Source organism: Stenotrophomonas sp. 93052_Sma (assembly GCF_056481145.1).
On the sequence record NZ_CM151134.1, the window covers coordinates 3,295,577 to 3,318,963 of the forward strand.

20 protein-coding genes and 4 pseudogenes are annotated in these 23,387 nt (G+C 66.5%); 14 read left to right on the top strand and 10 right to left on the bottom strand.

From position 1 onward, the window contains the following. Position 1: 1 nt before the first annotated feature. The 5 genes and pseudogenes from ACZK2V_RS15520 to ACZK2V_RS15540 all read right to left on the bottom strand — a co-directional run bounded on the left by ACZK2V_RS15520 (position 2) and on the right by ACZK2V_RS15540 (position 6,771). Positions 2-1,606 carry a glucoamylase family protein gene (locus tag ACZK2V_RS15520; protein ID WP_049423996.1) on the bottom strand — a complete coding sequence of 535 codons (1,605 nt, stop codon included), beginning with the start codon at positions 1,604-1,606 and terminating at the stop codon, positions 2-4. A gap of 250 nt (positions 1,607-1,856) precedes the next feature. After that, positions 1,857-4,937: a TonB-dependent receptor gene (locus ACZK2V_RS15525; RefSeq protein WP_049423992.1), complete on the bottom strand. Its 3,081-nt coding sequence runs from the start codon at positions 4,935-4,937 to the stop codon at positions 1,857-1,859. A gap of 77 nt (positions 4,938-5,014) precedes the next feature. After that, positions 5,015-6,050: pseudogene (locus tag ACZK2V_RS15530) on the bottom strand (LacI family DNA-binding transcriptional regulator). A 149-nt stretch (positions 6,051-6,199) separates the two neighbouring features. Then, positions 6,200-6,475 carry a BolA family protein gene (locus tag ACZK2V_RS15535; RefSeq protein WP_434060509.1) on the bottom strand — a complete coding sequence of 92 codons (276 nt, stop codon included), beginning with the start codon at positions 6,473-6,475 and terminating at the stop codon, positions 6,200-6,202. Then, on the bottom strand, positions 6,472-6,771 hold the full coding sequence (locus ACZK2V_RS15540) for a YciI family protein (RefSeq protein WP_032129789.1): 300 nt from the start codon (positions 6,769-6,771) through the stop codon (positions 6,472-6,474). Before ACZK2V_RS15540 ends, ACZK2V_RS15535 begins: the two co-directional genes overlap by 4 nt. Before the next feature lie 375 nt (positions 6,772-7,146). Here ACZK2V_RS15540 and ACZK2V_RS15545 point away from each other — a divergent pair, with 375 nt between their 5' ends. The 3 genes and pseudogenes from ACZK2V_RS15545 to ACZK2V_RS15555 all read left to right on the top strand — a co-directional run bounded on the left by ACZK2V_RS15545 (position 7,147) and on the right by ACZK2V_RS15555 (position 10,581). Next, positions 7,147-8,052 (top strand): segregation and condensation protein A, encoded by a 906-nt coding sequence (locus ACZK2V_RS15545; protein ID WP_006456456.1) that lies wholly within the window; start codon positions 7,147-7,149, stop codon positions 8,050-8,052. Between the two features lie 13 nt (positions 8,053-8,065). Beyond that, complete coding sequence (gene scpB / locus ACZK2V_RS15550) at positions 8,066-8,941, top strand: SMC-Scp complex subunit ScpB (protein WP_049423988.1); 876 nt, start codon at positions 8,066-8,068, stop codon at positions 8,939-8,941. Further along, positions 8,934-10,581, top strand: a pseudogene (locus ACZK2V_RS15555) (pseudouridine synthase). The gene scpB and the pseudogene ACZK2V_RS15555 overlap by 8 nt, the downstream one beginning before the upstream one ends. Before the next feature lie 105 nt (positions 10,582-10,686). Here the strand turns inward: ACZK2V_RS15555 and ACZK2V_RS15560 are convergent. Next, positions 10,687-11,316: an AraC family transcriptional regulator gene (locus tag ACZK2V_RS15560; protein ID WP_486322568.1), complete on the bottom strand. Its 630-nt coding sequence runs from the start codon at positions 11,314-11,316 to the stop codon at positions 10,687-10,689. 245 nt (positions 11,317-11,561) lie between these two features. On the opposite strand from ACZK2V_RS15560, the gene ACZK2V_RS15565 reads away from it, so the two are divergent. Continuing rightward, a complete protein-coding gene (locus ACZK2V_RS15565) occupies positions 11,562-12,710 on the top strand; it encodes an MFS transporter (RefSeq protein WP_329809898.1) in 1,149 nt (382 codons plus the stop codon). Positions 12,711-12,794: 84 nt separating this feature from the next. Here ACZK2V_RS15565 and ACZK2V_RS15570 read toward each other — a convergent pair whose 3' ends face one another. Then, entirely contained in the window at positions 12,795-13,202 is a 408-nt protein-coding gene (locus tag ACZK2V_RS15570) for a hypothetical protein (protein WP_010486702.1), read from the bottom strand. A gap of 353 nt (positions 13,203-13,555) precedes the next feature. Here ACZK2V_RS15570 and ACZK2V_RS15575 point away from each other — a divergent pair, with 353 nt between their 5' ends. Beyond that, positions 13,556-13,849, top strand: coding sequence for a hypothetical protein (locus ACZK2V_RS15575; RefSeq protein ID WP_121505078.1), 294 nt, complete (start codon positions 13,556-13,558; stop codon positions 13,847-13,849). On the opposite strand, the gene ACZK2V_RS15580 is transcribed toward ACZK2V_RS15575, so the two are convergent. From ACZK2V_RS15580 to ACZK2V_RS15590, 3 genes and pseudogenes are all read right to left on the bottom strand, one after another. Further along, on the bottom strand, positions 13,836-14,270 hold the full coding sequence (locus ACZK2V_RS15580; RefSeq protein WP_201116831.1) for a hypothetical protein: 435 nt from the start codon (positions 14,268-14,270) through the stop codon (positions 13,836-13,838). The two genes, ACZK2V_RS15575 and ACZK2V_RS15580, sit on opposite strands and share 14 nt — an antisense overlap. A 99-nt stretch (positions 14,271-14,369) precedes the next feature. Continuing rightward, positions 14,370-15,174: pseudogene (locus ACZK2V_RS15585) on the bottom strand (amidohydrolase). Positions 15,175-15,187: 13 nt separating this feature from the next. After that, on the bottom strand, positions 15,188-16,336 hold the full coding sequence (locus ACZK2V_RS15590) for a pyridoxal phosphate-dependent aminotransferase (protein ID WP_049423978.1): 1,149 nt from the start codon (positions 16,334-16,336) through the stop codon (positions 15,188-15,190). A 187-nt stretch (positions 16,337-16,523) separates the two neighbouring features. On the opposite strand from ACZK2V_RS15590, the gene ccmA reads away from it, so the two are divergent. From ccmA to ACZK2V_RS15635, 9 genes and pseudogenes are all read left to right on the top strand, one after another. Further along, positions 16,524-17,153: a heme ABC exporter ATP-binding protein CcmA gene (gene ccmA, locus ACZK2V_RS15595; protein ID WP_032129784.1), complete on the top strand. Its 630-nt coding sequence runs from the start codon at positions 16,524-16,526 to the stop codon at positions 17,151-17,153. Beyond that, a complete protein-coding gene (gene ccmB, locus ACZK2V_RS15600) occupies positions 17,150-17,845 on the top strand; it encodes a heme exporter protein CcmB (protein WP_032129785.1) in 696 nt (231 codons plus the stop codon). The genes ccmA and ccmB overlap by 4 nt, the downstream gene beginning before the upstream one ends. A gap of 43 nt (positions 17,846-17,888) precedes the next feature. Next, a pseudogene (gene ccmC, locus ACZK2V_RS15605) lies at positions 17,889-18,657 on the top strand (heme ABC transporter permease CcmC). Next, positions 18,654-18,842 carry a heme exporter protein CcmD gene (locus ACZK2V_RS15610; protein ID WP_032129786.1) on the top strand — a complete coding sequence of 63 codons (189 nt, stop codon included), beginning with the start codon at positions 18,654-18,656 and terminating at the stop codon, positions 18,840-18,842. The pseudogene ccmC and the gene ACZK2V_RS15610 overlap by 4 nt, the downstream one beginning before the upstream one ends. Beyond that, a complete protein-coding gene (ccmE, locus tag ACZK2V_RS15615) occupies positions 18,839-19,300 on the top strand; it encodes a cytochrome c maturation protein CcmE (protein WP_201116832.1) in 462 nt (153 codons plus the stop codon). The genes ACZK2V_RS15610 and ccmE overlap by 4 nt, the downstream gene beginning before the upstream one ends. Then, positions 19,301-21,220 (top strand): heme lyase CcmF/NrfE family subunit, encoded by a 1,920-nt coding sequence (locus ACZK2V_RS15620; protein ID WP_486322569.1) that lies wholly within the window; start codon positions 19,301-19,303, stop codon positions 21,218-21,220. Between the two features lie 8 nt (positions 21,221-21,228). Beyond that, positions 21,229-21,846 carry a DsbE family thiol:disulfide interchange protein gene (locus ACZK2V_RS15625; protein WP_049423972.1) on the top strand — a complete coding sequence of 206 codons (618 nt, stop codon included), beginning with the start codon at positions 21,229-21,231 and terminating at the stop codon, positions 21,844-21,846. 4 nt (positions 21,847-21,850) lie between these two features. Next, positions 21,851-22,300: a cytochrome c-type biogenesis protein gene (locus ACZK2V_RS15630; protein WP_049423971.1), complete on the top strand. Its 450-nt coding sequence runs from the start codon at positions 21,851-21,853 to the stop codon at positions 22,298-22,300. Next, positions 22,294-23,274, top strand: a complete 981-nt coding sequence (locus ACZK2V_RS15635; RefSeq protein ID WP_486322570.1) for a tetratricopeptide repeat protein — start codon at positions 22,294-22,296, stop codon at positions 23,272-23,274. The genes ACZK2V_RS15630 and ACZK2V_RS15635 overlap by 7 nt, the downstream gene beginning before the upstream one ends. Positions 23,275-23,387 lie beyond the last annotated feature (113 nt).

Genomic DNA, 23,387 nt, shown 5'->3' on the forward strand with positions numbered 1-23,387 from the left:
GTTACTTGCCCTGGCCTGTATTGCGGTTGGCATTGTTCTTCTGTTCCTGCGCGGCAGCCGCGCGTGATTCGGCGATACCCACCGCGCGTGCCGCCGCGGCCTTTTCGTCTTTCTGCAGTTCCAGCGGCTGGAACGAACCTTCCGGTGCCAGCCAGCCACCACTGAACCCGGCCCGCTCCAGTCCCTTGCGGATGTACGGATTCTTCTTCATCACTTCCCACACGAAATCATTCCGGTAGTTGGCGATCATGGTCAGGATCGGGCCCTGGTCGATGGCGATGTAGTCGCTGGCGACCCAACCGCGATCCGGCACCAGGCGGCCGGTCTTGATCGGGATGTCGTAGTTGAAGCTGGGGTTGAACGAATCCAGGAAGCCGTAGCTGGAATAGATGTAGTCGCCAAAGCGCTTGTGCATCTCCAGCGTGGCCGGGATCACCTGCTCGGGGGCGAACACCACCGACGCGATCGCAGCGGTGGGAGCGATGGTGCCGTCGTCGAAGTTCTCCCGCAGGCCGGCGCCGCGCGAGGAGTAGTGGCGGAACTGGCGCTGCTCGCCGCGGTACTCCTGGGTGGTGTTCTGCGGGCCGTCGCTGGCGGTCAGGCCCCATACGTTCTCGCCATAGTCCTTCCACTGCATCGGGTTGGCGATGGCGTACTCGCGCTGGGCCAGGGCAGCCGAGCGGCTGTTGAGGAAGTAGGTGCTGCCGCGCTCGCGCATGTACGCGTCCTGGATGTCGCGGAAGTCGATCCAGACATGGCTGTACTGGTGGCCGAACAGCGGGCCGAACGACAGGTATTCCTGGCCCTGGTAGACGCCCCAGTCGTTGTCGTAGGTGCGCGTCCACACCGTCCACGCATCCGGGCTGACCGGGTGCGTCGGCGAACCCAGGGCGAGGATGTAGACCATCATCGCCTCGTTGTAGCCCATCCAGTCGTGGTCGATGAAGCCGCTCTCCGGGAACCAGCCCATCGAGATCAGCGGCGCACGCTGCTGCAGCCACGGCCAGTCGACCTTCTTGTACAACGTGTCGGCGATCTGGCGGATCTCCTTCTCGCGCGGATCGTCACCGTCGTAGTACGACTGCGCGAACAGCACGCCCATCATCAGCAGCGCGGTATCCACCGAGGACAGTTCAACCCAGCTGTCGTAGCGACGCCCTTCCTGCATGTCCAGGAAGTGGTAGTAGAAGCCCTTGTAGCCGGCCTTGCCGGTGCGCTGCGGCCCCATCGGCACGTCGCGGAAGAACTTCAGCGTGGTCAGGGTGCGGTCGATCGCCTGGTTGCGGCTGACCCAGCCGTTCTCGATGCCGATCGGATAGGCGGTCAGCGCGAAGCCGACCGAGGCGATGCTGGCGAACGGCCGCGACGGATAGCGGTCCGGGGTCAGGCCGTTGATCTCGTTGGTGGTATCCCAGAAGAATTGGAAGGTACGGCGCTCGATGTCATCGAACAGCGGCGGCAGCACCGGCTTCATCGGCCGCGGCGGTGCGTCGGCCTCGATCAGGATCACCGGCGGCCGCGGCTTGGCAGGTTCCTGCTGGGCCGGCTGGCAGGCGGCCACGGCCAGGCTCAACGCTGCGGCGGACAACAGATGGCGTGCCTGCATGGCGCGATTTCTCCGGTGGTCTGATCGATGGGAAAGCATACCGTCCAATGATCTGAAATCGTTTACAAGATGCGTTCTGAAAAAACCACGAAAAACGTGGTTTGACACCGCGATCATTGCCCATGCCGCTGCCGCCTGGCCGGCAGCGGCATGGGCAATGGACCGGCACGGGGCCGGCCATTGCCGTTTTCACGCAGCCGATGCCGCCGGCGGAACGGCGGCATCGGGGTACTGCATCGAGCGGTTCCGCTTAGAAGCGGAAGCCGACCTCCGCCTTGACCTGGCGCGGCGTACCGATGATGTCGCCGGTCTCGTTGTAGCTGACCAGCAGCTTGCCATCGCTCTTCACGTAGTTCAGGTTCGAGAAGTTGTCGAAGTTGAGTACGTTGATGATGTCGATACGCGCGTACAGCTCGGTATCGCCGGCCAGCTTGAAGGTCTTGGTCGCCTGCAGGTCGAGCGAGCGGTAGCCGAAGATCTTGCCGCCAAGCAGGAAGTGACCATTGCCCGACGGCGTGCCGGCAGCCGGGGTCGGCAGGCAGTTGGAATTGCCGGCCTGGGCGATGCAGGACCAGTCGTTGCCCGGGGTCGGCGTGGCCAGGGTCAGCTTGCCGCCGAAGGTGATGCCCCAGAAGCCATCGTACGAACCGGTGACCACCAGGCGGTGGCGCGGCGCGCCGTTGGACTTGATGGTCGGGTACTCACCGATGGTGCCGCGATCGAACGAATAGTGCTCGTTGATGTTGCGGTTGTGGCGGGCATTGGTCCAGGTATAGGCGATCGAGGTGCCCCAGCCGCTTTCCTTGCTGTACGGCTTCTGCGCCGACAGCAGGATCTGGGTGGAGCGGGTCTTGATGCCCTGCTGACCGATGATCAGGCTGCCGAAGCCCGGAATGTTGCAGCCCCACGGCTGACCATAGGTCGGTTCTTCAGCACCGCACAGCATCTGGTTGTCGAAGAAATTGCCGTTGTTGAAGCGATTGCCCAGCGTGTAGGCGAAGCCATCGTAGGTCAGCGTGCGCGAAATCGTCGCGTCGGTCAGCCACTCGCCGAACTGATTGCTCATACCGAGGCTGAACTGGTCGGCGTACGGCACCTTCATGTTGTTGTTCAGCAGGTCGACTTCCATGCCGTCATTGCTGGTGGCGCCCAGCAGTGCCTGCACGTTCTCGATGCCGTTCAGCAGGTTCGGGTTCCAGTCAAAGCACGGGGTCTGCCCGTACATGCAGCTGCCGGTGGTCGGGTTGCGGAAGAACACGGTCGGCTGCGGCAGTGCCAGCTTGGTGGTCTCCAGCGCGAGATTGTCGAACAGATCGCGATCATAGGACCGGCCGGCGCCACCATGGAACACGTGCTGCTCGTCGGCGTTGACGTCATACGAGAAGCCCAGGCGCGGCTGCCATGCATCCTTGAAATTCTTGCGATTGTGACCGGTGCTGATGTAGTCGTTGACGTTCAAACCACTGAGCGCCAGCGTCTGCGCATAGGTCTGACCCGGAGGTGCATGCCTGTCCTGCGAGAACAATGCGTTCACAACTTCCGGCGGGGTCACGAAATCGGTATAGACCGGGTTCTTTTCGTAATCCCAGCGCAGGCCGATGTTCAGCTGCAGGTGGTCATTGACCTGCCAGTCGTCCTGGATGAACAAGCCGATCTGCTTGACCTTGGCGCGCACTTCAGACTGCACGCCGGTGACACCGGTGCTGGCCTTGGTGAACTGCGCCTTGTAAGGGGTACCGGACGAGAAGGCAGGATTGTCGATGGTGTAGAAGAACTGCGGATTGATCTGCGCCGCGTCGGAGGCGTACAGATCGATCTGCTTGTACTTGGCACCCATCTTGATGGTGTGATCGCCCGCCCACTGCAGGCCATCCAGAGTCAGGTTGTCTTCGATCGCCCAACCCTTCTGGCCTTTTACCTGCGAGGCGAACGCATCGGCTGCGCCGATCTGGACGAGGGTCTTTTCCTGCGGGGTGTTCCGGTTCTTGTCACCAAAGTCAGGCGCGGTGTAGATGATGCCGTTGCCGTAGTTCAACGGCAGCGGATTGTTGAACGCCTCTTCATGGGTGACCATCAACTCGTTGTAGAAGCGCTCGCCGCTGTGGTTCCAACGCAGGGCATAGCGACGGTCGGTGTTGTCCACCACCTTGCCGTGCACCTTGGCGGTCTGGCCGCTGAACTGCTCCTGGGTTTCGTCACGGTCCTGGAAGGTCAGCTCGATACGATCGTTATCGGTCGGCTCGAAATCGATCTTGGCGAAGATCAGGTCCTGCTGGAATGGCTGGCTGGCCGGGCCCAGGCCGGCGGCACCGTCAGCGGGCAGATTGGCGGCCGACGCAGTCACCGCACCGTCCGGCGCGATGGTCACCGGCAGATCGAAGCGCTTGGCTTCATAGGTGACGAAGAAGTGGGCCTTGTCCTTGATGATCGGGCCACCCAGCGCAAAGCCGTATTCCTTCTCGGCCGAGTCTTCCTTGCGCTTGCCCGGCTGGCGTTCGGCCGGGGTCATCGCACGCATGCTTTCGTTGGTATAACGGTAGAAGGTCTCACCCTTGAACTCGTTGGTACCGGACTTGGTCGCGGCGGTGATCGCGGCGCTGGAGACCTGGCCGTACTCGGCCTTGTAGTTGCCGCTGATGACCTTGTACTCGCCAATGGCCAGCTGCGGGAACGGGTTGCCGGCGCTGCCGGACTGGCCGGAGATGCCGCCGCCCTTCACGTAGCTCTTCTGGCCCACACCGTCGATGTAGACGTTGGTGCCGTCAGCGTTGGTGGCACCACCGCGCAGCGAGGTGTTGCCCTTGGCATCGCGGGTGAAGATCATGCCCGGCACCGCGTCGGCGAACTCCAGGAAGTTGCGCGAGACCTGCGGGGTGGTCTGGATCTGCTGCAGGCTGACGGTCTTGCCGACTTCGGACGTGCGCACTTCCTGCAGCAGGGTCGGCGCGACGACGTTGACGGTGTCCAGGTTGGTGGCCGCGGTCGAACCCGGGGTGCTGCTGGCGGCGCCGGCAAAGTTCAGCGTAGCGGTCGAGGCCACGGTGACGGTGACCTTCTGCGACTGGCCGTTGGCGACCACGTCATAGGTGCCCGGGTCCAGACCCATCAGCGAGTAGCTGCCGTCGGCACGCACGGTACCGCGACGGACGGTGCCGGTGGCGACGTTGGTGGCGGTCACTTCGGCGCCGGCCTGGGCGCCGGATACCTGGCCGCGCAGGCTGGCATTGGCCGACTGCGCCATGACGTTCGGAGCGGCGGCCAGCATCAGGCAGCTGACCAGTGCGGTGCTCAGCAGCCGGCGTGCCGGCGTGCGGAAGGTGGTGTGCATCATCAACTCAATCTCCGGGTGGCGGTAACCGCTTGTGCGGTCCCTGCGATCAATCAAAAAAAGAAGGAACGCCTCTGGCTTCAATGGCCCGATGGCGGAGTGGTGGAATCGCGAACTATCAAGCGGGGAACCAGGGTCTGCTTGTCCCCTGTCCCGTCCGTGGAGGTGCCGTCCATCAACTGCAGCAGGCGCGTCATGGCCCGGTCGCCGAGCTCGGCGATGCTGACCTGCATGGTGGTCAGCGACGGGTGGACGAAACGCGCCAGTGGAATGTCATCGAAACCCGCCAGGGCGACATCGGTCGGAACACGGACACCGGCCTGCGTGAACGCGTACAGGCATCCCAGGGCCATCATGTCGTTGGCGGCGAACACGGCATCAGGCAGCGCTCCGGCTGCCAGCAACTCCTGACCGGCGCGATGGCCGGAAGCTTCGTCGAAATCACCGGGCAGCTCGATGCCCTCGGCGCCACCGCCAAAAGCCGCCAGCGCGTCACGGAAGCCGCGCAGGCGCTCGCGCGTCGAAGTTGAGATCCGGGCCAGAAATGAAAGCGATGCGACGGTGGCCCGCGTCGAGCAGATGGCGGGTCATCGCCATCGCACCGGCATGGTCGTCGATGCTCAGCACCGGGTGGTCCTGCCCGGGCAGATAGGTGTTGATCAACACCGTCGGCAACGACTGCGGCAGGTTGTCGGTCAGGAAACCGGGGCTCTCGGCATAGGGCGAGAGCACCAGCAGGCCGTCGACGCGGCCGCGCATGGCGCGCAGGGCCGCGCCCTGCTGCTCCTGGTCACCGTGGTAGCTGGACACCAGCAGGTGCTGGCGACGGCTACGGGCGACATTGTCGATGCCACGCATCAGTTCGGAGAAGAATTCGCCGTACAGGTCAGGCAGTACCACGCCCACCGTATTGGTGCGGCGGCTGCTCAGGCTGCGGGCGGCGGCGTGCGGGGTGTAACGCAGCCGTGCGGCCACCTCCAGCACAAGCTGGCGGACCGGTTCGGCGACATTTTCATGCCCGTTGAGCGCGCGGGAAACCGTGGCCACGGAGACCCGGGCTTCGCGAGCGACGTCTTTGATTGTGATAGCTGCCTTGTTCACGAAGCCGCCCTCCACGGCTTGGACCTACCAGCATTGGCGCGGAATGTAAGCGTTTCCATCTGGGCTTGTAAACAGTCCGTTAGGCGAATGTCCCGAAATGGACATGGAAATCTGTCTGCAGCGAGCCCCCGCAGGGACCCGCCAGGACAGCGTCGGACAAGGGCTCAGCCCTGTTCTGACGGGGTCTGCGCGCGGATGGACAACGCGTGGATATCGGTCTCCATCATCGTCCCCAGCGCGGCGTACACCGCGCGATGCCGGGCCAGCGGGCCCAGGCCGGCGAAGCGTTCACTGACCACATGTACGTTGAAATGGCCGCGGCCATCGCGCGCACCGGCATGGCCGGCGTGGCGATGGCTGTCGTCCTCGATCTCGAGCACGCTCGGCGCCAGCGCATGCTGCAGCGCATCACGCATTCGCGAGATCCGTTCCGCGTTCACGGCAACACCTTCCGGAACGGTCGCACCTGCACGCGGGTGTAGACGCCGGCGGCCACGTACGGGTCGGCGTCGGCCCAGGCCTGGGCCTGCAGCAGCGACTCGAACTGCGCGATCACCACCGAGCCGCTGAAACCGGCCGGGCCGGGGTCTTCACTGTCCACCGCCGGGCAGGGGCCGGCCAGCAGCAGGCGTCCCTCGTCGCGCAGCGCGTGCAACCGCGCCAGGTGTTCCGGCCGCGCCTGCAGCCGCTGCGCCAGCACATCCTGGCCGTCATACCCTTCGATCACATACCACACCGGCATTTCCTCGCTTGCGTTGTCGGGTCCGCAGATTCTAGCCAATGCGGCCCCTGCCCCGGCCCGGCTGGACACTGGCGCAACAAAGGCTTACCCTAGACTCCATTGCACGTGGCTGGATGCAGCAGCCCGTCGGTTTTTGCGGCCAACGCAGCCCCCGACGACCGTCCCGCTGCTTCAAACCGGACCATCTGGCCGGGCCACGTAGACGACCTCCCCGTAGTTCCGTTGCTGCCGTTTCCTGCGGCGCGTCCTGCTGTTTGATATGTGTGGAATCGCGCCGATCCCGGCGTGTCTGGTGCCTTGGGGCTCCGTGGCGTTGGCCCGGCGAACCCGGTGCCGCGACTGGTCCGTTGCAATCCTGATGTCCATTAGATGACTTCCGAACTCGCGCTCGACGCGAACCCGCCAACCCGGCCGCCCGCCCCCCAGCAGCAGGAAATGCCGCTGGCCGTGGTGCATGGGCAACCGGTCCTGCAGATTCCGCAGGACCTGTACATTCCGCCGGACGCGCTGGAAGTCATCCTGGATGCCTTCGAAGGCCCGCTGGACCTGCTGCTGTACCTGATCCGCCGCCAGAACCTGGATGTCCTGGACATTCCCGTCGCCGAGATCACCCGGCAGTACGTGGAATACATCACCGTGATGCGCGAGCTGCGCTTCGAGCTGGCCGCCGAGTACCTGGTGATGGCCGCGATCCTGGCCGAGGTGAAGTCGCGCATGCTGCTGCCGCGCCCGGTCAGCGAGGAAGGCGATGAAGCCGACCCGCGCGCCGAACTGGTGCGCCGGCTGCAGGAATACGAACGCTTCAAGCAGGCCGCCGAGGACATCGACGCCCTGCCCCGCCAGGACCGCGACACCAGCCTGGCCCATGCCTTCATGCCCGAACGCGCCACGGTGAAACTGCCGCCGCCGGTGGACCTGAAGGAGATGCTGCTGGCCCTGCACGACGTGCTCAAGCGCGCCGAGCTGTTCAGCGGTCACGCCATCAAGCGTGAGGCACTGAGCGTGCGGCAACGCATGGGCGAAGTGCTGGGACGCCTGGAAGATGGCAAGTTCTATCGTTTTGAAGGCTTGTTCACGGCCGAAGAAGGCAAGCTGGGCGTGCTGGTCACGTTCCTGGCGGTGCTGGAACTGGCCAAGGAACAGCTGCTGGACATCGTCCAGGAAGAACCGCTGGCGCCGATCTACGTGAAATCGCTGGCCGCCGGCAACACCAACGCCCCGCTGCAGTTCAGCAGCGAGTTCGACGACAACGACGCCGCCAATGCAGACGAGTGAGCGCTGACTGCCGATGGATCAATTGCTGATCAACCGCATTGTCGAAGGTGCGCTGCTGGCCTCCAGCCAGCCGCTCACCCTGGCCCAGCTGAAGGACCTGTTCCCGGAAGAGGAACCGGCACCGCCGGGCAGCATCGAACGCGCACTGGAACGCCTGCGCGAAGCCTGCGAAGGCCGCGGCGTGGAACTGGTCGAGGTCGCCTCCGGCTTCCGCTACCAGGTCACCGGCGAAGTGCATGGCTGGATCAGCCGGCTGTGGACCGAACGCAAGACCCGTTACACCCGCGCCACCCTGGAAACCCTGGCGCTGATCGCCTACCGGCAGCCGATCACCCGCGGCGAGATCGAGCAGGTGCGCGGCGTGGCGGTCAGCAGCAACATCATCCAGGCGCTGGAAGAACGCGAGTGGATCCGCGTGGTCGGCCACCGAGACGTACCCGGCAAGCCGGCGCTGTTCGGCACCACCAAGGGCTTTCTGGATTATTTCGGCCTGAAGCGATTGGATGAGCTGCCGCCACTGTCGGAACTGAAGGACCTGGGCGAGCTGGAACCCCAGCTGTCCCTGGACCGCGATGCACCGGCAGCGGCAAGCGCCGACGGTCCTGACCTCTCGGCCGGCGACGAAAGCGCTGCCGCGAACGATGATGCCGGCCTGGCCGGCAGTGACACCCCCGATTCCGCCGACGCAGCCCCTGCGCCGGCTTCCGATGAGCAAGCACCTTCGCCCCTCGATGATGGGCACCCCGATTCCGCGCCGGGCGAGCGCGCGGTGCCAGTGAACGAACGCGAAGACAACGCCGTCGCGATGACGACCGTGGCTGTTGACCAAGCCGATTCCGAACCAGAGGCCGACCTCGAAACCGTCGGCCGGAGCAAAACTGATGAGTGACACCCCTCGCAAGCTGTCGTTGAACAAGCTCTCGCTGAAGCGCGAAGCCACCTCCGAACAGTTCAAGTTGGAAGAACGCCTGCACAAGGTGCTGGCCCAGGCCGGCCTTGGCTCGCGCCGCGCGCTGGAACAGCGCATTGCCGAAGGCCTGGTCAAGGTCAACGGTGAAGTCGCGCAGACCGGCATGTCGGTCAAGAGCGGCGACAAGATCGAACTGGATGGCCGTGGCTTCGTCGCCACCGCCCTGGCCGAGCCGTCGCGCGTGCTGGTCTACAACAAGCCGGAAGGCGAAGTGACCACCCGCGATGATCCGGAAGGCCGCCCGACCGTGTTCGAATCGCTGCCGCCGCTGAAGGGCGCGCTGGATCGCGATCGGCCGCCTCGACATCAACACCACCGGCCTGCTGCTGGCCACCACCGACGGTGAACTGGCCAACGCCATGATGCACCCGTCGTTCGAGGTCGAACGCGAATACGTGGTGCGCGTGCGTGCACCGGAAGGCGAGGAAAAGGTCTCCGACGCCATCGTCGACCGCCTCACCCGTGGCGTGGCACTGGAAGACGGCCCGGCCAAGTTCGACGAGATCGAACGCATCGGCGGCACCGATTCGCACGACTGGTTCCGCGTCGTGGTGAAGGAAGGCCGCAACCGCGAAGTGCGTCGCCTGTGGGAGTCGCAGGGCTGCCAGGTCAGCCGCCTGAAGCGCACCCGCTACGGCAAGGTGAGCCTGCCGCGCGAACTGGCCCGTGGCCATTCAGTGGAACTGGGCACCGCGCAGGTGGAAGCCCTGCGTGCGCAGCTGAAGCTGGAAGAAGGCGCACCGTCGGCACTGACCCTGCAGCCGGTGATCGGCCAGCGCCGTGCCGCCAAGACCACCGTGCGCGTGCGCGAAGGTGGCCGCGGCAACGCCTACGTCAACGGTCACAACACCGCTGACGAAGGCCGCGAGCTGCGTCGCTTCGACAACGTCCGCGAAGACCGCGGCCGTGGTCGCGGCGGCAAGGGCGGCGGCTTCAAGGGCGGCCTGACGGTCAGCGGCGAAGCGGCGGCCAAGCAGTCGCAGAAGCCGTTCAAGCAGCGTGCCCAGAAGAACGATCGTTCGCTGCCGGAAGGCAACCCGGCCGCGTTCCGCACCTGGTACGTGCCGGATGGCGTGAGCACCGGCCCGAGCGGCCATCGCAACGCCGGTCCGGGCGCACGCGGCCCCGGTGCCCGTGGTCCGGGTGCAGGCGGCCAGGGCCGTCCGTACGGCAAGCCGAAGGGCCCGGGCGCAGGCGCCGGTGGCGGCCAGGGCCGTGGCGGTTTTGGTGGTGAAGGCCGAGGCGGCGCAGGCGGCCAGGGTCGTCCGGCCGGTGCGGGCAACCGCTCGCAGGGCCAGGGCAACAAGCACCCGTACGGCCATCCTGGCAACGCCCCGAGCTTCCCGTCCGACCACGCCACGCCGGGCTTCAACCCGTATGGCAGCCCGAAGCCGGCACAGGGCGCCCGTCCGGGCGGTCGCGGTCCGGGCGGTGGCAACAACCGTGGCCCGGGCGGTAACCGTGGTCCCGGTGGTCCGGGTGGCAACCGAGGCCCGGGCGGCCCCGGCGGCAACCGCGGTCCGGGCGGCCCGCGCCGCAGCGGCCCGCGCGGCGGCTGATCAGCGATCCGACTGAAATGAAAAACCCCAGCTCCGGCCGGGGTTTTTCTTTAAAAGGGGACGGAGGGGATTAAGTCGTTTTTGCCTCAAAGGGGCGAAAGCGACTTAATCCCCTCCGTCCCCTTTTGCGTGGCGCTGGAACGCGGCGGGTGTGGTGCCGGTCATGCTGCGGAAGAAGGCGATGAACGGGCTCTCGGCGGAGAAGCCGGTGTCCTGCGCCACATGCGCGACGCGATGGCCGAGCAGCAGCAGCTCCATGGCCCGCATCAGGCGCCATTGCTGGCGCCAGGCCTGGTAGCTCATGCCGGTATCACGCTGCATTAGCCGGCCAACGGTACGCACGCTCAGGTCCGCACGCGCGGCCAATTCGCCCAGTTCGGGCGGCAACTGTTCGGCCAGCGGCAGACAACGTGCGATCCGCGGATCACGCGGCAGAGGCAGGTCCATCGGCGCCACCGGTGCAGCGACGATTTCCAGCACGCACAACGCCAGTTGATGGTGTGCGCGCGGCGACTGCCAGTCATGGTCGAACGGTGCCTGCGCGATCGGCTCCAGCAAGGCCTGCAGCAGCGGACCTACGCCGATGATGGCCGGCTGGCGGGGCAGCTGGGCTGACAGGGTGGCGTCGAAGTACAACGAACGGTAGTCGACCGCCTGGCGCATCTGCGCGCGATGGCGCAGCCCACCCGGAATCCACGCTGCGCGCGGGCGGCAGCAGGCTGACGCGATCTCCATAGGTCAGGCGCGTACAGCCCTGCCGGGTGTACAGCAGCTGCGCGCGCATGCTGGTGCCAACCCGAGTCGTGATCCGCCAATGAGGCCGCGATACCCAGCACCGGAGCGCCCCAGGCATCGGCGTCGAAGTGTGCATCCGGCTGCAACCAAGCCATGTCTTATTTCATGTATTCGATGACAGGATATACAGAGTGCGCCATTGCGGACGCGACCACAATGCGCGGCCCTGTTCCTGGAGCGCCCGCATGTCGCGCCGCCTGTTGCTGCTCACCATTGCACTGCTGATGTTTCCGCAGTTGGCACAGACCCTGTACAGCCCGGCCCTGGCCGATCTGGCCGAACGCTTCGCCCTGCCGCCGAGTGCCGCCAGCCAGGCCATGAGCCTGTACCTGTTCGGCTTCGCTGCAGGCGTGCTGCTGTGGGGGCGCCTGGCCGATCGTATCGGTCGTCGCCCTGCCCTTCTCTGTGGCCTCGGCGTTTTCGCAGCGGGCGCATTGGGCGGGCTGGTGGCTGGCAGCTTCGGCCAGGTGCTGCTGGCCCAGGCATTGGCCGCAGTCGGCGCCGCCGCCGCTTCGGTGGTGACCCAGACCGTGCTGCGCGACCATCTGCAGGGGCCAGCGTTGGCCCAGGCATTCTCCTGGATCGGCATGGCCCTGGCCCTGAGCCCGGCCATCGGTCTTGCACTGGGCACGCTGCTGGTCGCCGCCAATGGCTATGTCGGCGTACAGTCCGGCCTGCTGCTGATAGCTGTCCTGCTGGCAGTCGCATGCCTGGCAGGCCTGCGCGAAAGCCGCCCTGCACATATCCCGCACACGCCCATGCTGCCGCTGCTGCGGGAACTGCTGCGCGATCGCTGGATCTGGTCACACGCGTTGCTGGTGATGGCCTTCAACGTGGCGATGTACAGCTGGTATGCACTCGGCCCCTTCGTGTTTGCACGCCTGCACTGGCCAGCCACCTGGTTCGGCGCCAGCGGCGCGGTGCTGGCATTGGGCTCGGCACTGGGCGCGTGGGGCAATGGCCGCCTGCTGCGTGCAGGCGTTGCCGCAACCACGCGCATCCGCATCGCCGCAGGCCTGGTTCTGACGGGAGGCCTGCTGGCCGCGCTGCTGCATGATCACCCTGCCCTGGTCGCGGCGATGGTGCCGGTGGTGACGGGCTTCGGTCTTGCCATTCCCAATGTGCTCGGCCAGGCCCTGCGCGGCTATCCACACTGTCTCGGCAGCGCAGGCGCGCTGTTCGGCCTGCTTTACTACCTGTTGATCGGCGCGGCAATGGCGTTGGTCGGTGCAGTGCAGCTGCTGGCACCGACCCTCATCGTGTGTGGCCTGCTGGCCTTGTGGCTGCAGCGGGATCGGTCAGTCGACGGCGGAAGGCCTGGCTGCCGATCGTAACGATGAAGGACTCGCTCCTGCTGCCACGCGGGCAGCAGGGGCCCCGAGGTCCCTGCCCCGGGGCCTGGATCAGCGAACAGCGGGTTACTGCACGTTGATCACTTCGTCCATCGGCGCGAGGAAGTTGCCAGGACTGTTGCGCGACGCCGAGATCACATAGGTCCCGGGTGTTGCGATGGTCGCGGTGCAATGGCGGATGGGCGTGGTGTTGCCACCGTCGTAATTGTCATTGGTACGGCACAGGAACTGACCATTGGCATAGACCGAGAAATTACTCGTTCCATCCACCTGGCCGCCGCCTGTGATGTAGATTTCCGACGGCGAGCCAGCCACACGCGGCAGGGTGCCGATCTCGAATCTGGCCGTCACCGGATGCGGCAACAGGCTGGGACACGGCACAACGAGTCCGCTGTCAGACAGGCAGACCTCGGCGTGGGCGATGGCGGGCGTGGCGATGAGGGCCACGAGCAGCACGGACGTTCTGAACTCCATTCCAGCGTCTCCAATGATCCCAGCAGAATCGCTGGGACGTCCCTGTTAGGCATTGTGGGGTTACTGCAGGGTCAAGGAAACGTAAATGCACTGCGCGCCCACAGCGTCGGATAGCTGCAGGACCCGCTCTGGGCGGTGCGTTGCACCGCCTCCACTGCGGTTGGCCCCTATCCCTGCCCGATGACTTCATGTCGATGCAGGATGCTCACCGCCGCGCGGCACTTTTCCGGCGCGGATCGACGCTCACACCGCATGTTAGGAATTGCTGCAAACACGAGGCATTGTGCGCCACGCCCGGAATTCACATCAGGACGCTGGCTATCGTGCGCCTCTCCCACACCAGGCAGATGCCCATGATCACCATTACCGCCGAACAGGCACGCGCCAACGCCGATGCCGCCAAGCGCCCGATCGAACAGTTCTACCGCGACCTCGACAACTCGATCCAGATCGGCTCGGAGAATGGCCGCCGCTATCTCGTGTTCGGCTTCAGCCAGGTGATGGCCAGCGAGCAGCTTGTCGAAGACGTGACCGCACAACTGCTCAAGAATGGTTTCGATGTCGAACGGTTGTTGAGCGATTCCGAACAGCACTACATCCGCATCAGCTGGGGATCTGCCGAGCCGTCGCGCCTCAGCGCCGGCTGAGGGTGAACGCGGTGCCGTCCACGCCCAGGTCCCAGCCCTTGCCGGTACCGGACAGGGCCAGCGAGATGTCGCCCTTGGTCATCACCTGCGCGTTGCTGGACTTCACCGCACCGGCATGCGCGCCGACCGAGGCGTAAGTACCCAGCAGTTCGTTGACGCTGACCGCGCCGGTGAAGCTGCCACGCCCGTTGGTGATCTTCGACTTGCCCACGGTCAGGCCGCCGCCCCTCATCTGGATGCGCACCGGCATGCTGGCGCCATTGCTGCAGGTGACCGTGCCATTGCCGGAGGCGGTCTTGTAGATCAGCGACCAGCCGGACAGGTTGTAGCGCAGCTGGCAGTCGAGGTTGCCGGCGGCGTGCGCGGCCGGGGCCAGCGATGCGGCCGACAGGGCCAGCAGCAGGGCGAAGGACGTGTTCATGGCAGGACTTTCAGTTCGGTCGGACTGGCGGCGAATCTAGCAGCGCGCGTGCACGTTGGATGCAGGCGCGCGCTGGTGCGGCGGCGTTCAGGCCGTCGCTCAGGCCTGCTCGTCCAGATGGAAGGCATCGGCATCAAGCATCGCCGGGAAGCGCGCGATGGGCGGCCAGCGCCTCGGCCGAAATGGTGGTGGTGACCACCTGTTCGCGCTCACGGATTTCCACCTGCGGCTGGCCGAGGAAATCCAGCACCGCGCTGTCACCGGCGTAATGCAGCTGGTTGCCATCGACGCCGACACGGTTCACCGCGGCAACGAAGCACAGGTTCTCGATCGCACGTGCACGCAGCAGCGTCTTCCACGCATAGGCGCGTGCCGACGGCCAGTTGGCAACGAAGATCTGCAGATCGAAATCCATCTGCTGCGGACGTTCAACGTTGAAGCGGTTGCGGCAGAACACCGGAAAACGCAGGTCGTAGCAGACCTGCGGATTGATCCGCCAGCCTTTCCATTCCACGCTCAGGCGCTCACGGCCGGCGGCATAGCGTTCGTGTTCACCGCCGTAGCGGAACAGATGGCGCTTGTCGTAGTACTGCAGCCCGCCATCGGGCGTGGCGAACAACAGGCGGTTGTAGACGCCCTCGCCCTCGCGCAGCTGCACGCTGCCGATCACCGCCGCGTCCAGCGCCTTGGCCTGTTCGCGCACCCAGGCCACGGTCGGGCCGTCCATGCCTTCGGCCTGGGCGATGGCTTCATTGGAGAAACCACTGGTGAAGGTCTCCGGCAGGATCACCAGATCGGTGTTGCCGGCCAGCGGTGCCAGCAGCGCGCCGTAGTACTCACGGTTGCCCGCCGGGTCATGCCAGCGGGTGTCGCCCTGGACGAGGGAAATGCGCAGGTCCTGCATGTTCAAGCCTCGCTCAGAGCAGGCGCAGGCGTTCGATCGCCGCGTCCATCGTTGCTTCATTCTTGGCGAAGCACAGGCGCACCAGGCGCTGGCCGGCCGGCGGGTTCTCGTAGAACGGCGACAGCGGAATGGCAGTGACGCCCTTCTCGATGGTCAGCCACTTCACGAACTCATGGTCCGGCAGGTCGCTGATGGCCGAGTAGTCGACCAGCTGGAAGTAACCGCCCGGCACCGGCAGCGCCTTCAGCCGGGTGCTGGCCAGCTGCTCGCGGAAGCGGTCGCGCTTGGCCTGGTAGAACGCACCCAGCTCCAGGTGGTGCTCGGGCTCGTCACGGATCATCGCGGCGAAGCCGTACTGCGCCGGGCCGAAGCTGGTGAAGGTGTTGTACTGGTGCACCTTGCGGAACTCGGCGGTCAGCGCCGGCGGGGCGATCGCATAGCCGATCTTCCAGCCAGTGCAGTGGTAGGTCTTGCCGAAACTGGAGATGACGAACGCGCGTTCGCGCAGTTCCGGGTAGCGCAGCGCCGATTCATGGCGGCGGCCGTCATAGATGATGTGTTCGTACACCTCATCGGAGATCAGGTAGATCTGCGTGCCACGCAGCAGCTCGGCCAGTGCCTGCATGTCCTGCGCCGACAGCATCGCGCCGGACGGGTTGTGCGGGGTGTTGACGATCAGCATGCGGGTACGCGGGGTGATCGCCGCACGCACGCGGTCCCAGTCGACGGCGAAGGTCTGCGGATCCAGCGACACGTGCACGGCCTTGGCGCCGGCCAGATCGATCGCCGGTTCATAGCAGTCATACGCCGGGTCGAGCACGATCACTTCCTCGCCCGCACGCACCACGGCATGGATGGCGTTGAAGATGGCCTCGGTGCCGCCGCTGGTGACGGTGATTTCGCTGTCCGCGTCGACCTGCGCGCCGTAGCAGTCCAGCGCCTTCTGCGCGATGGCTTGACGCAGCGGCGCCACACCGGTCATCGGCGGGTACTGGTTCAGCCCGGCGGCCATCGCCTTTGCAGTCTCGTCGATCAGGCGCTGCGGTGCGGAAAAGTCCGGGAACCCCTGACCGAGGTTGACTGCGCCGTGTTCGGCGGCGAGCTGGGACATCACGGTGAAGATAGTGGTACCGACCTTGGGCAGCTTGGTGGTGGGTTGCATCGGCCTGGGGATATGGGGAGACAGACCCCTGAGTTTACGCAATCCCTGCTTCGGTAGTGCCGGCCGCTGGCCGGCAACCCCAGGCAATCTGCGACGCTGGGTCGCACCTGCCGGCCAGCGGCCGGTACTACCCTGTGAATTCACCGCTACAATTGCCGCCGCACTCCGGCATGAAGACCTTTGCCCCTTGAACACCCCTGCATTGCTGGCCGCCAGCGGCCTGAGCTTTTCCCGCAATGACGAGCCGGTGTTCGGCCCGCTGGACTTCCATGTGGACGCCGGCGAAGCCCTGCTGGTTCAGGGCGGCAATGGCGCCGGCAAGACCACCCTGCTGCGCGTGCTGGCGGGCCTGGCCCGGCCTGGTGCCGGGCAGGTGCAGATCGATGGCAGGCCGGCCGGCAATGCCGAGCGCGCGCGTTACGTCGCCTACCTCAGCCACCTGCCCGCATTGAAGCCCGATCTGGACACGCTGGAGAACCTGCATTTCCTGTGTGGCCTGCACGGCCGTCGCGCACGGCAGATGCCGGGCAACGCGCTGGCCATTGTCGGCCTGGCCGGTTATGAGGACACTCTCGTTCGGCATCTGTCCGCCGGACAGAAGCGGCGGCTGGCACTGGCACGCATCTGGCTGTCACCGGCGCCGTTGTGGCTGCTCGACGAACCCTATGCCAACCTCGACCTGGAGGGCATCACCCTGGTCAACCGGATGATTTCCGCGCATCTGCGTGCCGGCGGCGCTGCACTGGTCACCACCCACGGCGCCTATGCCGCACCACCGGTGCGTACCCGCCAGCTCGACCTCGGCGGTACCGCATGATCGCGCCAGGCACCGAACCGGGCCTGTGGCAGACCGCAGCGGCCCTGCTCAAGCGCGACCTGCGCCTGCTCTGGCGCCGCCGCGGCGATGCGCTGCAGCCGCTGCTGTTCGCGGTACTGGTGGTGGTGCTGTTCGCGCTCGCCCAGGGCCGCGAACCGCAACTGCTGGCCGCCACCGCCGGCGCGGTGCTGTGGCTGGCCGTGCTGCTGGCCGGCCAGCTGTCACTGGATTCACTGTTCCGCTCCGATGCCGAAGACGGCTCGCTGGAGCAATGGCTGCTGGCGCCGGTGCCGCTGGCCTGGCTGGTGCTGGTGCGCGTGCTGCTGCACTGGGCCACCACTGCGCTGCCGCTGATCGTGGTCAGCCCATTGCTGGCCGAAATGCTGCATCTGCCGCATGACCAGCTGCCGATGTTGCTGGCATCGTTGCTGCTGGGAACACCGTTGCTGAGCCTGATCGGTGGCGTGGTCGCTGCACTGACCGTAGGCATCCGGCGCTCTGGTATTCTCGTGGCGTTGCTGTCGTTGCCGCTGTACGTGCCGGTGCTGGTGTTCGGTGCAGGCAGCCTGGCAGCGGCGGGACGCGGACAGGATCCGGTCGGTGCGCTGCTGATGCTGGGCGCCGGCCTGCTGGTCGCGCTGGTGCTGGCGCCGTTGGCCACCGCCGCTGCAATACGTATTTCTCTGAGTTGACCGAGCTGAGAGCCAATCCACCCCTGCTGGATAGCCGCCACGCATGAATCCGATTGTCCGCTGGTTCCACCAACTCGGTTCGCCCCCCACGTTCGACCGATTCGCTGCCCGCTGGTCGCGGGTGTTCTACCTCGCGGCGGTGCCGGTGCTGCTGGTCGGCATGTGGCAGGCGCTGCTGGTGGTGCCGCCGGAAGCCAAGCAGCTGGACAGCTTCCGCATCCTCTACATCCACGTGCCCAGCGCCTGGATGAGCCTGTTCGTGTTCGCGCTGATGGCGCTGTATGCCGCCATCGCCCTGATCTGGCGGATCAAGGTCTGCGAGATCCTGGCCATGGCCTGCGCACCGATGGGTGCCGGTTTCACCCTGATCACCCTGCTCACCGGCAGCATCTGGGGCAAGGGTACCTGGGGCACCTGGTGGGACTGGGACCCGCGCATGACCAGTGAGCTGGTGCTGCTGTTCCTGTACCTGGGCGTGATCGGCCTCTACCACGCCATCGAGGACCGTCGCAGCGCCGCGCGCGGCTGGCCTGCTGGCTATCGTCGGTGTCAGCCTGCTGCCGGTGATCCGCTACTCGGTGGACTGGTGGGGCGGCCTGCACCAGCGCCAGTCGATCAACGTGTTCGGTGAATCGGCGATCAGCAGCGCGATGATCGCGCCACTGTGGTGGATGGTGATCGGCACCAAGTTCTGGTTCGCTGGTTCGGTGCTGGCCAAGGCCCGCGCCGACAATCTCGACCGCGAGGCCGGCAAGGCCTGGGTCGGTGGTCGCGTCGATGCCGCACGTGCGGCCGGGGAGGCCCAGCCATGACCCACCTGCCCTATGTGATCGGCGCCTACGCCGTGTTCGTGCTGGTACTCGGCGCCGATGCCATCGGTTCGTGGCTGCGCCTGCGCGTGGCACGCCGGTTGGCGCTGGCACGCCAGCAGCGGCAGCAGACCCGCGCCGTCAAACAGGACGCTGCGGCGCCGCTGTCGACGGAGCTGGAACGATGACGCCGGTACAACGTCGCCGCCTGGTCTGGGTGCTGCTGGCCCTGCTCGCCTCCGGGCTGGCCACCGCGCTGGTGGCGATGGCGCTGGAACGCAACATCGCCTACCTGTACACGCCTTCGGAAGTGCTGCGCGGCGATGTCGATGCGAAGTCGCGGTTCCGCCTGGGCGGCATGGTGGTGAAGGGCTCCTTCAACCGCCCGGTGGGTTCGCTGGAAGCACGTTTTGAAGTGACCGACGGCGATGCCCAGCTGGCGGTGACCACGTCGCGGATCCTGCCGGACATGTTCGCCGAAGGCACCGCAGTGGTCGCCAGTGGCCGCCTGCAGGACGGCGTGTTCGTCGCCGACGAGGTGCTGGCCAAGCACGATGAGAAGTACGTGCCGAAGGAAGTGGCCGACAAGATGGGCGACGCGCATCGCAAGCACGATGTGCCGGTGACGGCACCCGAGGTGCGCTGAGTGCTGCCCGAACTGGGTCAGATCCTGCTGCTGTGCGCGTTACTGGCCTCGCTGCTGCAGGCCGGCCTGCCGCTGGTCGGCGCGCAGCGCAACAACACGGCGTGGATGGCGGTGGCACGACCTGCCGCGTTCGCGCAGCTGCTGCTGCTTGCCGGCGCATTCGCCGTGCTGACCGCCGCGTTCGTGCAGCAGGACTTCTCGGTGCGCTACGTGGCCGAGAACTCCAATTCGCTGCTGCCGATGGTCTACCGCTACTCGGCGGTCTGGGGCGCGCACGAGGGCTCGCTGCTGATGTGGGCGCTGGTGCTGGCGCTGTGGACCGGCGCGGTGGCGCTGTTCTCGCGGCACCTTCCCGCGCCGGTGCAGGCGCGCGTACTGGCGGTGATGGGCGTGGTCAGCGTCGGCTTCCTCGCCTTCCTGATCTTCACCTCCAATCCGTTCCTGCGCCTGAACCCGGCGCCGCTGGAAGGCCGCGACCTCAACCCGCTGCTGCAGGATCCTGGGCTGATCATCCACCCACCGATGCTCTACATCGGCTATGTCGGCTTCGCGGTGCCGTTCGCGTTCGCGGTGGCCGCATTGCTGGAAGGCCGCGTCGACGCACGCTGGCTGCGCTGGACGCGGCCGTGGACCAACGTCGCCTGGAGTTTCCTGACCCTGGGCATCGCGCTGGGCAGCTGGTGGGCGTATTACGAGCTGGGCTGGGGCGGCTGGTGGTTCTGGGACCCGGTGGAGAACGCCAGCTTCATGCCGTGGCTGGTCGGTGCGGCGCTGATCCATTCGCAGGCCGTCACTGAAAAGCGTGGCACCTTCGGCAGCTGGACGCTGCTGCTGGCGATCGCCGCCTTCGCGCTGTCGCTGCTGGGTACGTTCCTGGTGCGCTCCGGCGTGCTGACCAGCGTGCATTCGTTCGCTGCCGATCCCTCGCGCGGCCTGTTCATCCTGGTGTTCCTGTCGGTGCTGGTCGGCGGCAGCCTGCTGCTGTACGCGCTGCGTGCCAGCCAGCTGAGCGTGGACGCCGACGATCCGCGCCGTGGCTTCACCGCCACCTCGCGCGAGACCCTGCTGCTGGCCAACAACCTGCTGCTGGCCACCGCCTGCGCGATGGTGCTGCTCGGCACACTGTATCCGTTGCTGGCCGATGCACTGTCGCTGGGCAAGATCTCGGTCGGCCCGCCCTACTTCGGCAGCCTGTTCCTGCTGCTGATGGCACCGATGATCCTGCTGCTGCCGTTCGGCCCGCTGGTGAAGTGGCAACGCGACCAGCCCTCGCGCTCGTTCGCGCTGCTGGCACCCTGGCTGGGGCTGGCGGTGCTGCTGGGTGCGCTGGCCTGGTGGCAGGCGCCGCAGAACGGCTGGAAGGCCGGTCTCGGTGTCGCTGCCGCGGTCTGGGTCGGCTTCGGTACCGCACGCTTCGTCTGGCAGCGACTGCGCGGCAATGGCCGCTTCACCGCCGAAATGCTCGGCATGATCGTCGCCCATGCCGGCATCGCCGTGTTCCTGGCCGGTGCGCTGCTGGTGGAAGCCCTCAATGTACAGCGTGAAGTGGCGCTGGCACCGGGCCAGCAGGTGGTGGTCGGCCGCCACGAAGTACGCTTCGAGGGCGTGGACCATCGCGAAGGACCGAACTTCATCGCCGACCGCGGCCACCTGCGCGTGTTCCGCGACGGCCGCGAGCTGGCCCTGCTGCATCCGGAGAAGCGCCAGTACGCCAGCGGCGGCCAGGTGATGACCGAGGCCGGCATCGATGCACGCTTCGATGGGGATGTCTACGTGGCATTGGGCGAGCCGCTGGGCAACAATGCATGGGCGGTCCGGGTGCACATCAAGCCGTTCGTGCGCTGGATCTGGCTGGGCGCGCTGCTGATGGCCCTGGGCGGATTCATCACCGCCGCCGACCGCCGCTTCCGTCGTCCGTAGGAGTTCCCATGTCCGAGTCCCCAACCCCGCGCCCCTCCCGCCCGCTGCCGCCGGTAGCCATCGTGATCGGCGTGCTGTTCTTCTTCGGCCTGCTCGGGCTGATGATCTACGGGGTGATGAAATCGGGTGACCCGCAGCGCGACGTGCTGCCATCCGCGCTGATCGACAAGCCGGCGCCGGCGTTCGCGCTGCCGGTGCTGCACGACCCGGAAATGATCGTGCACAGCGACGAACTGCGCGGCGCGCCTTACCTGTTGAACGTGTGGGGCAGCTGGTGCGCGGCCTGCCGCGAGGAACACCCGGTGCTGACCCGTTTCGCCGAGAGCAAGCGCGTGCGCGTGATCGGCTACAACTGGAAGGATGAACCGACCGATGCCCTGCATTGGCTGGAACAGCTGGGCAACCCGTTCATGGTCGTGCTCAGCGACGTGGAAGGCCGCACCGCGATCGACTGGGGCGTGACCGCGGCACCTGAAACCTTCCTGGTCGATGGCAGCGGTGTCGTGCGCTGGAAGTACAGCGGTGCGATGACCCAGCGCGTGGTCGACGAGAAGTTGATCCCGGCACTGGAGAAGATCGAGAAGGCCCAGGGCAATGCCGGCAGCACGCTGCACACGGCGCCCTGAGCCCATGCGCTGGCTGCTGGCATTGCTGCTTCTGATGCTGCCCCTGGCCGTGCTGGCGCAGCAGCCGTTGCATGATCCGCAGCCACTGCAGTTCCGCGATGGCGCCGAAGAACGCCGCTTCCACGACCTGGCCGCGCAGCTGCGCTGCGTGCAGTGCCAGAACCAGTCGTTGGCCGACTCGAACGCGCAGATCGCGCAGGACCTGCGCCGCGAGGTGCTGCAGCTGATGCAGCAGGGCCGCGACGACGCACAGATCAAGCAGTTCCTGGTCGCGCGCTACGGTGAGTTCGTGCTCTATCAACCGCCTCTGCAGCCGGGCACCTGGCTGCTGTGGGGCGGTCCGCTGCTGGTGCTGGGCGCCGGCGCGCTGGTGGTACTGGGCATCGTCCGCCGCCGTGGCCGCACGGTTGCTGCCGCCCCCGCCAGCGAGACCGATGAAGGAGACGGATGGTGAGCCATTGGCTGCCGATGCTGGCTGGACTGGTGGCCGCACTGATGGCGGCGCTGGTGCTGTGGCCGCTGCGCCACCACGGTCGCCGCGGTTTCGTGGTGGGCGTGCTCGCGCTGGGCGTGGCCGGTGCCTGCCTGTATCTGCTGGTTGGTGATCCGCGTGCAGCACAGGTACAACCGACCCCGTCGGTAGCCACCCTGCGCGATGGTGTGCAGGCCCTGCAGGATGCACTGAAGCGAGACCCGCAGCGAGCCGATGGCTGGGCGTTGCTGGGCCGGTCGCAGGCCGAACTGGGCAACGCCGCCGCCGCAGCGGATGCCTTCGCACGTGCTGCCGCTCTCGCCCCGGAAGACCCTGGCGTGCTGGTGGAAGCGGCGCAGGCACGTGCGCAGGCCGATGCCGGCAAGCAGTTCGATGACACCGCGATGGCCTGGTTGCAGCAGGCCCGTGCGCTGGCGCCCGATGCAGAGCGCGCCAGCTGGCTGCTGGGCATCGCCCTGCGCCAGCGCGGAAAGAATGCCGAGGCTGCCGACATCTGGAGCGGCCTGCTGCCACGGCTTGAGCCCGGCGCCGCGCAGGCGCTGCAGGCGCAGATCGCCATCGCCCGCGAAGCCGCCGGCCAGGCGCCCGCTGCGGCGCCACCGGCGCTGCTGCAGGTGCGCGTGCAACTGCCTGCGCTGAACAACGCTGAGTGGCCCACCAGCACCCAGGTATTCGTGCTGGCCCGCGCCGTGGGTGGACCGCCGATGCCGGTGGCCGCACGCAAGCTGCCTCTGGCCGGTTTCCCGGCCACGGTCGGGCTGGGCGACGCAGACAGCCCGATGCCGACCGCACCGTTGTCCGCGCATCGCGAAGTGGAAGTGCTGGCACGCATCTCGCGCAGCGGCAGTGCCAACCGCAGCGAGGACGATCTGCAGAGCGTGCCGGTAAAGGTGAGCCTGCCGCATGAAGGCGTGGTGGAGCTGCGGTTCCCGTAGTGCCGGCCGCTGGCCGGCAACCACGCGGGCGCATCCAGAGTCATGAGGTTGCCGGCCAGCGGCCGGCACTACCGGGGGCATCGCCGATGGAAACCAGCGTGTCGCCAGCTCCA

Bases quoted from the DNA above. Each gene is read 5' to 3' on its own strand.
- ACZK2V_RS15520 (WP_049423996.1), bottom strand. From the start codon at position 1,606: ATGCAGGCACGCCATCTGTTGTCCGCCGCAGCGTTGAGCCTGGCCGTG.
- ACZK2V_RS15525 (WP_049423992.1), bottom strand. From the start codon at position 4,937: ATGATGCACACCACCTTCCGCACGCCGGCACGCCGGCTGCTGAGCACC.
- ACZK2V_RS15545 (WP_006456456.1), top strand. From the start codon at position 7,147: ATGACTTCCGAACTCGCGCTCGACGCGAACCCGCCAACCCGGCCGCCC.
- scpB (WP_049423988.1), top strand. From the start codon at position 8,066: ATGGATCAATTGCTGATCAACCGCATTGTCGAAGGTGCGCTGCTGGCC.
- ACZK2V_RS15560 (WP_486322568.1), bottom strand. From the start codon at position 11,316: ATGGAGATCGCGTCAGCCTGCTGCCGCCCGCGCGCAGCGTGGATTCCG.
- ACZK2V_RS15565 (WP_329809898.1), top strand. From the start codon at position 11,562: ATGTCGCGCCGCCTGTTGCTGCTCACCATTGCACTGCTGATGTTTCCG.
- ACZK2V_RS15570 (WP_010486702.1), bottom strand. From the start codon at position 13,202: ATGGAGTTCAGAACGTCCGTGCTGCTCGTGGCCCTCATCGCCACGCCC.
- ACZK2V_RS15575 (WP_121505078.1), top strand. From the start codon at position 13,556: ATGATCACCATTACCGCCGAACAGGCACGCGCCAACGCCGATGCCGCC.
- ACZK2V_RS15580 (WP_201116831.1), bottom strand. From the start codon at position 14,270: ATGAACACGTCCTTCGCCCTGCTGCTGGCCCTGTCGGCCGCATCGCTG.
- ACZK2V_RS15590 (WP_049423978.1), bottom strand. From the start codon at position 16,336: ATGCAACCCACCACCAAGCTGCCCAAGGTCGGTACCACTATCTTCACC.
- ccmB (WP_032129785.1), top strand. From the start codon at position 17,150: ATGATCGCGCCAGGCACCGAACCGGGCCTGTGGCAGACCGCAGCGGCC.
- ACZK2V_RS15610 (WP_032129786.1), top strand. From the start codon at position 18,654: ATGACCCACCTGCCCTATGTGATCGGCGCCTACGCCGTGTTCGTGCTG.
- ccmE (WP_201116832.1), top strand. From the start codon at position 18,839: ATGACGCCGGTACAACGTCGCCGCCTGGTCTGGGTGCTGCTGGCCCTG.
- ACZK2V_RS15625 (WP_049423972.1), top strand. From the start codon at position 21,229: ATGTCCGAGTCCCCAACCCCGCGCCCCTCCCGCCCGCTGCCGCCGGTA.
- ACZK2V_RS15630 (WP_049423971.1), top strand. From the start codon at position 21,851: ATGCGCTGGCTGCTGGCATTGCTGCTTCTGATGCTGCCCCTGGCCGTG.
- ACZK2V_RS15635 (WP_486322570.1), top strand. From the start codon at position 22,294: ATGGTGAGCCATTGGCTGCCGATGCTGGCTGGACTGGTGGCCGCACTG.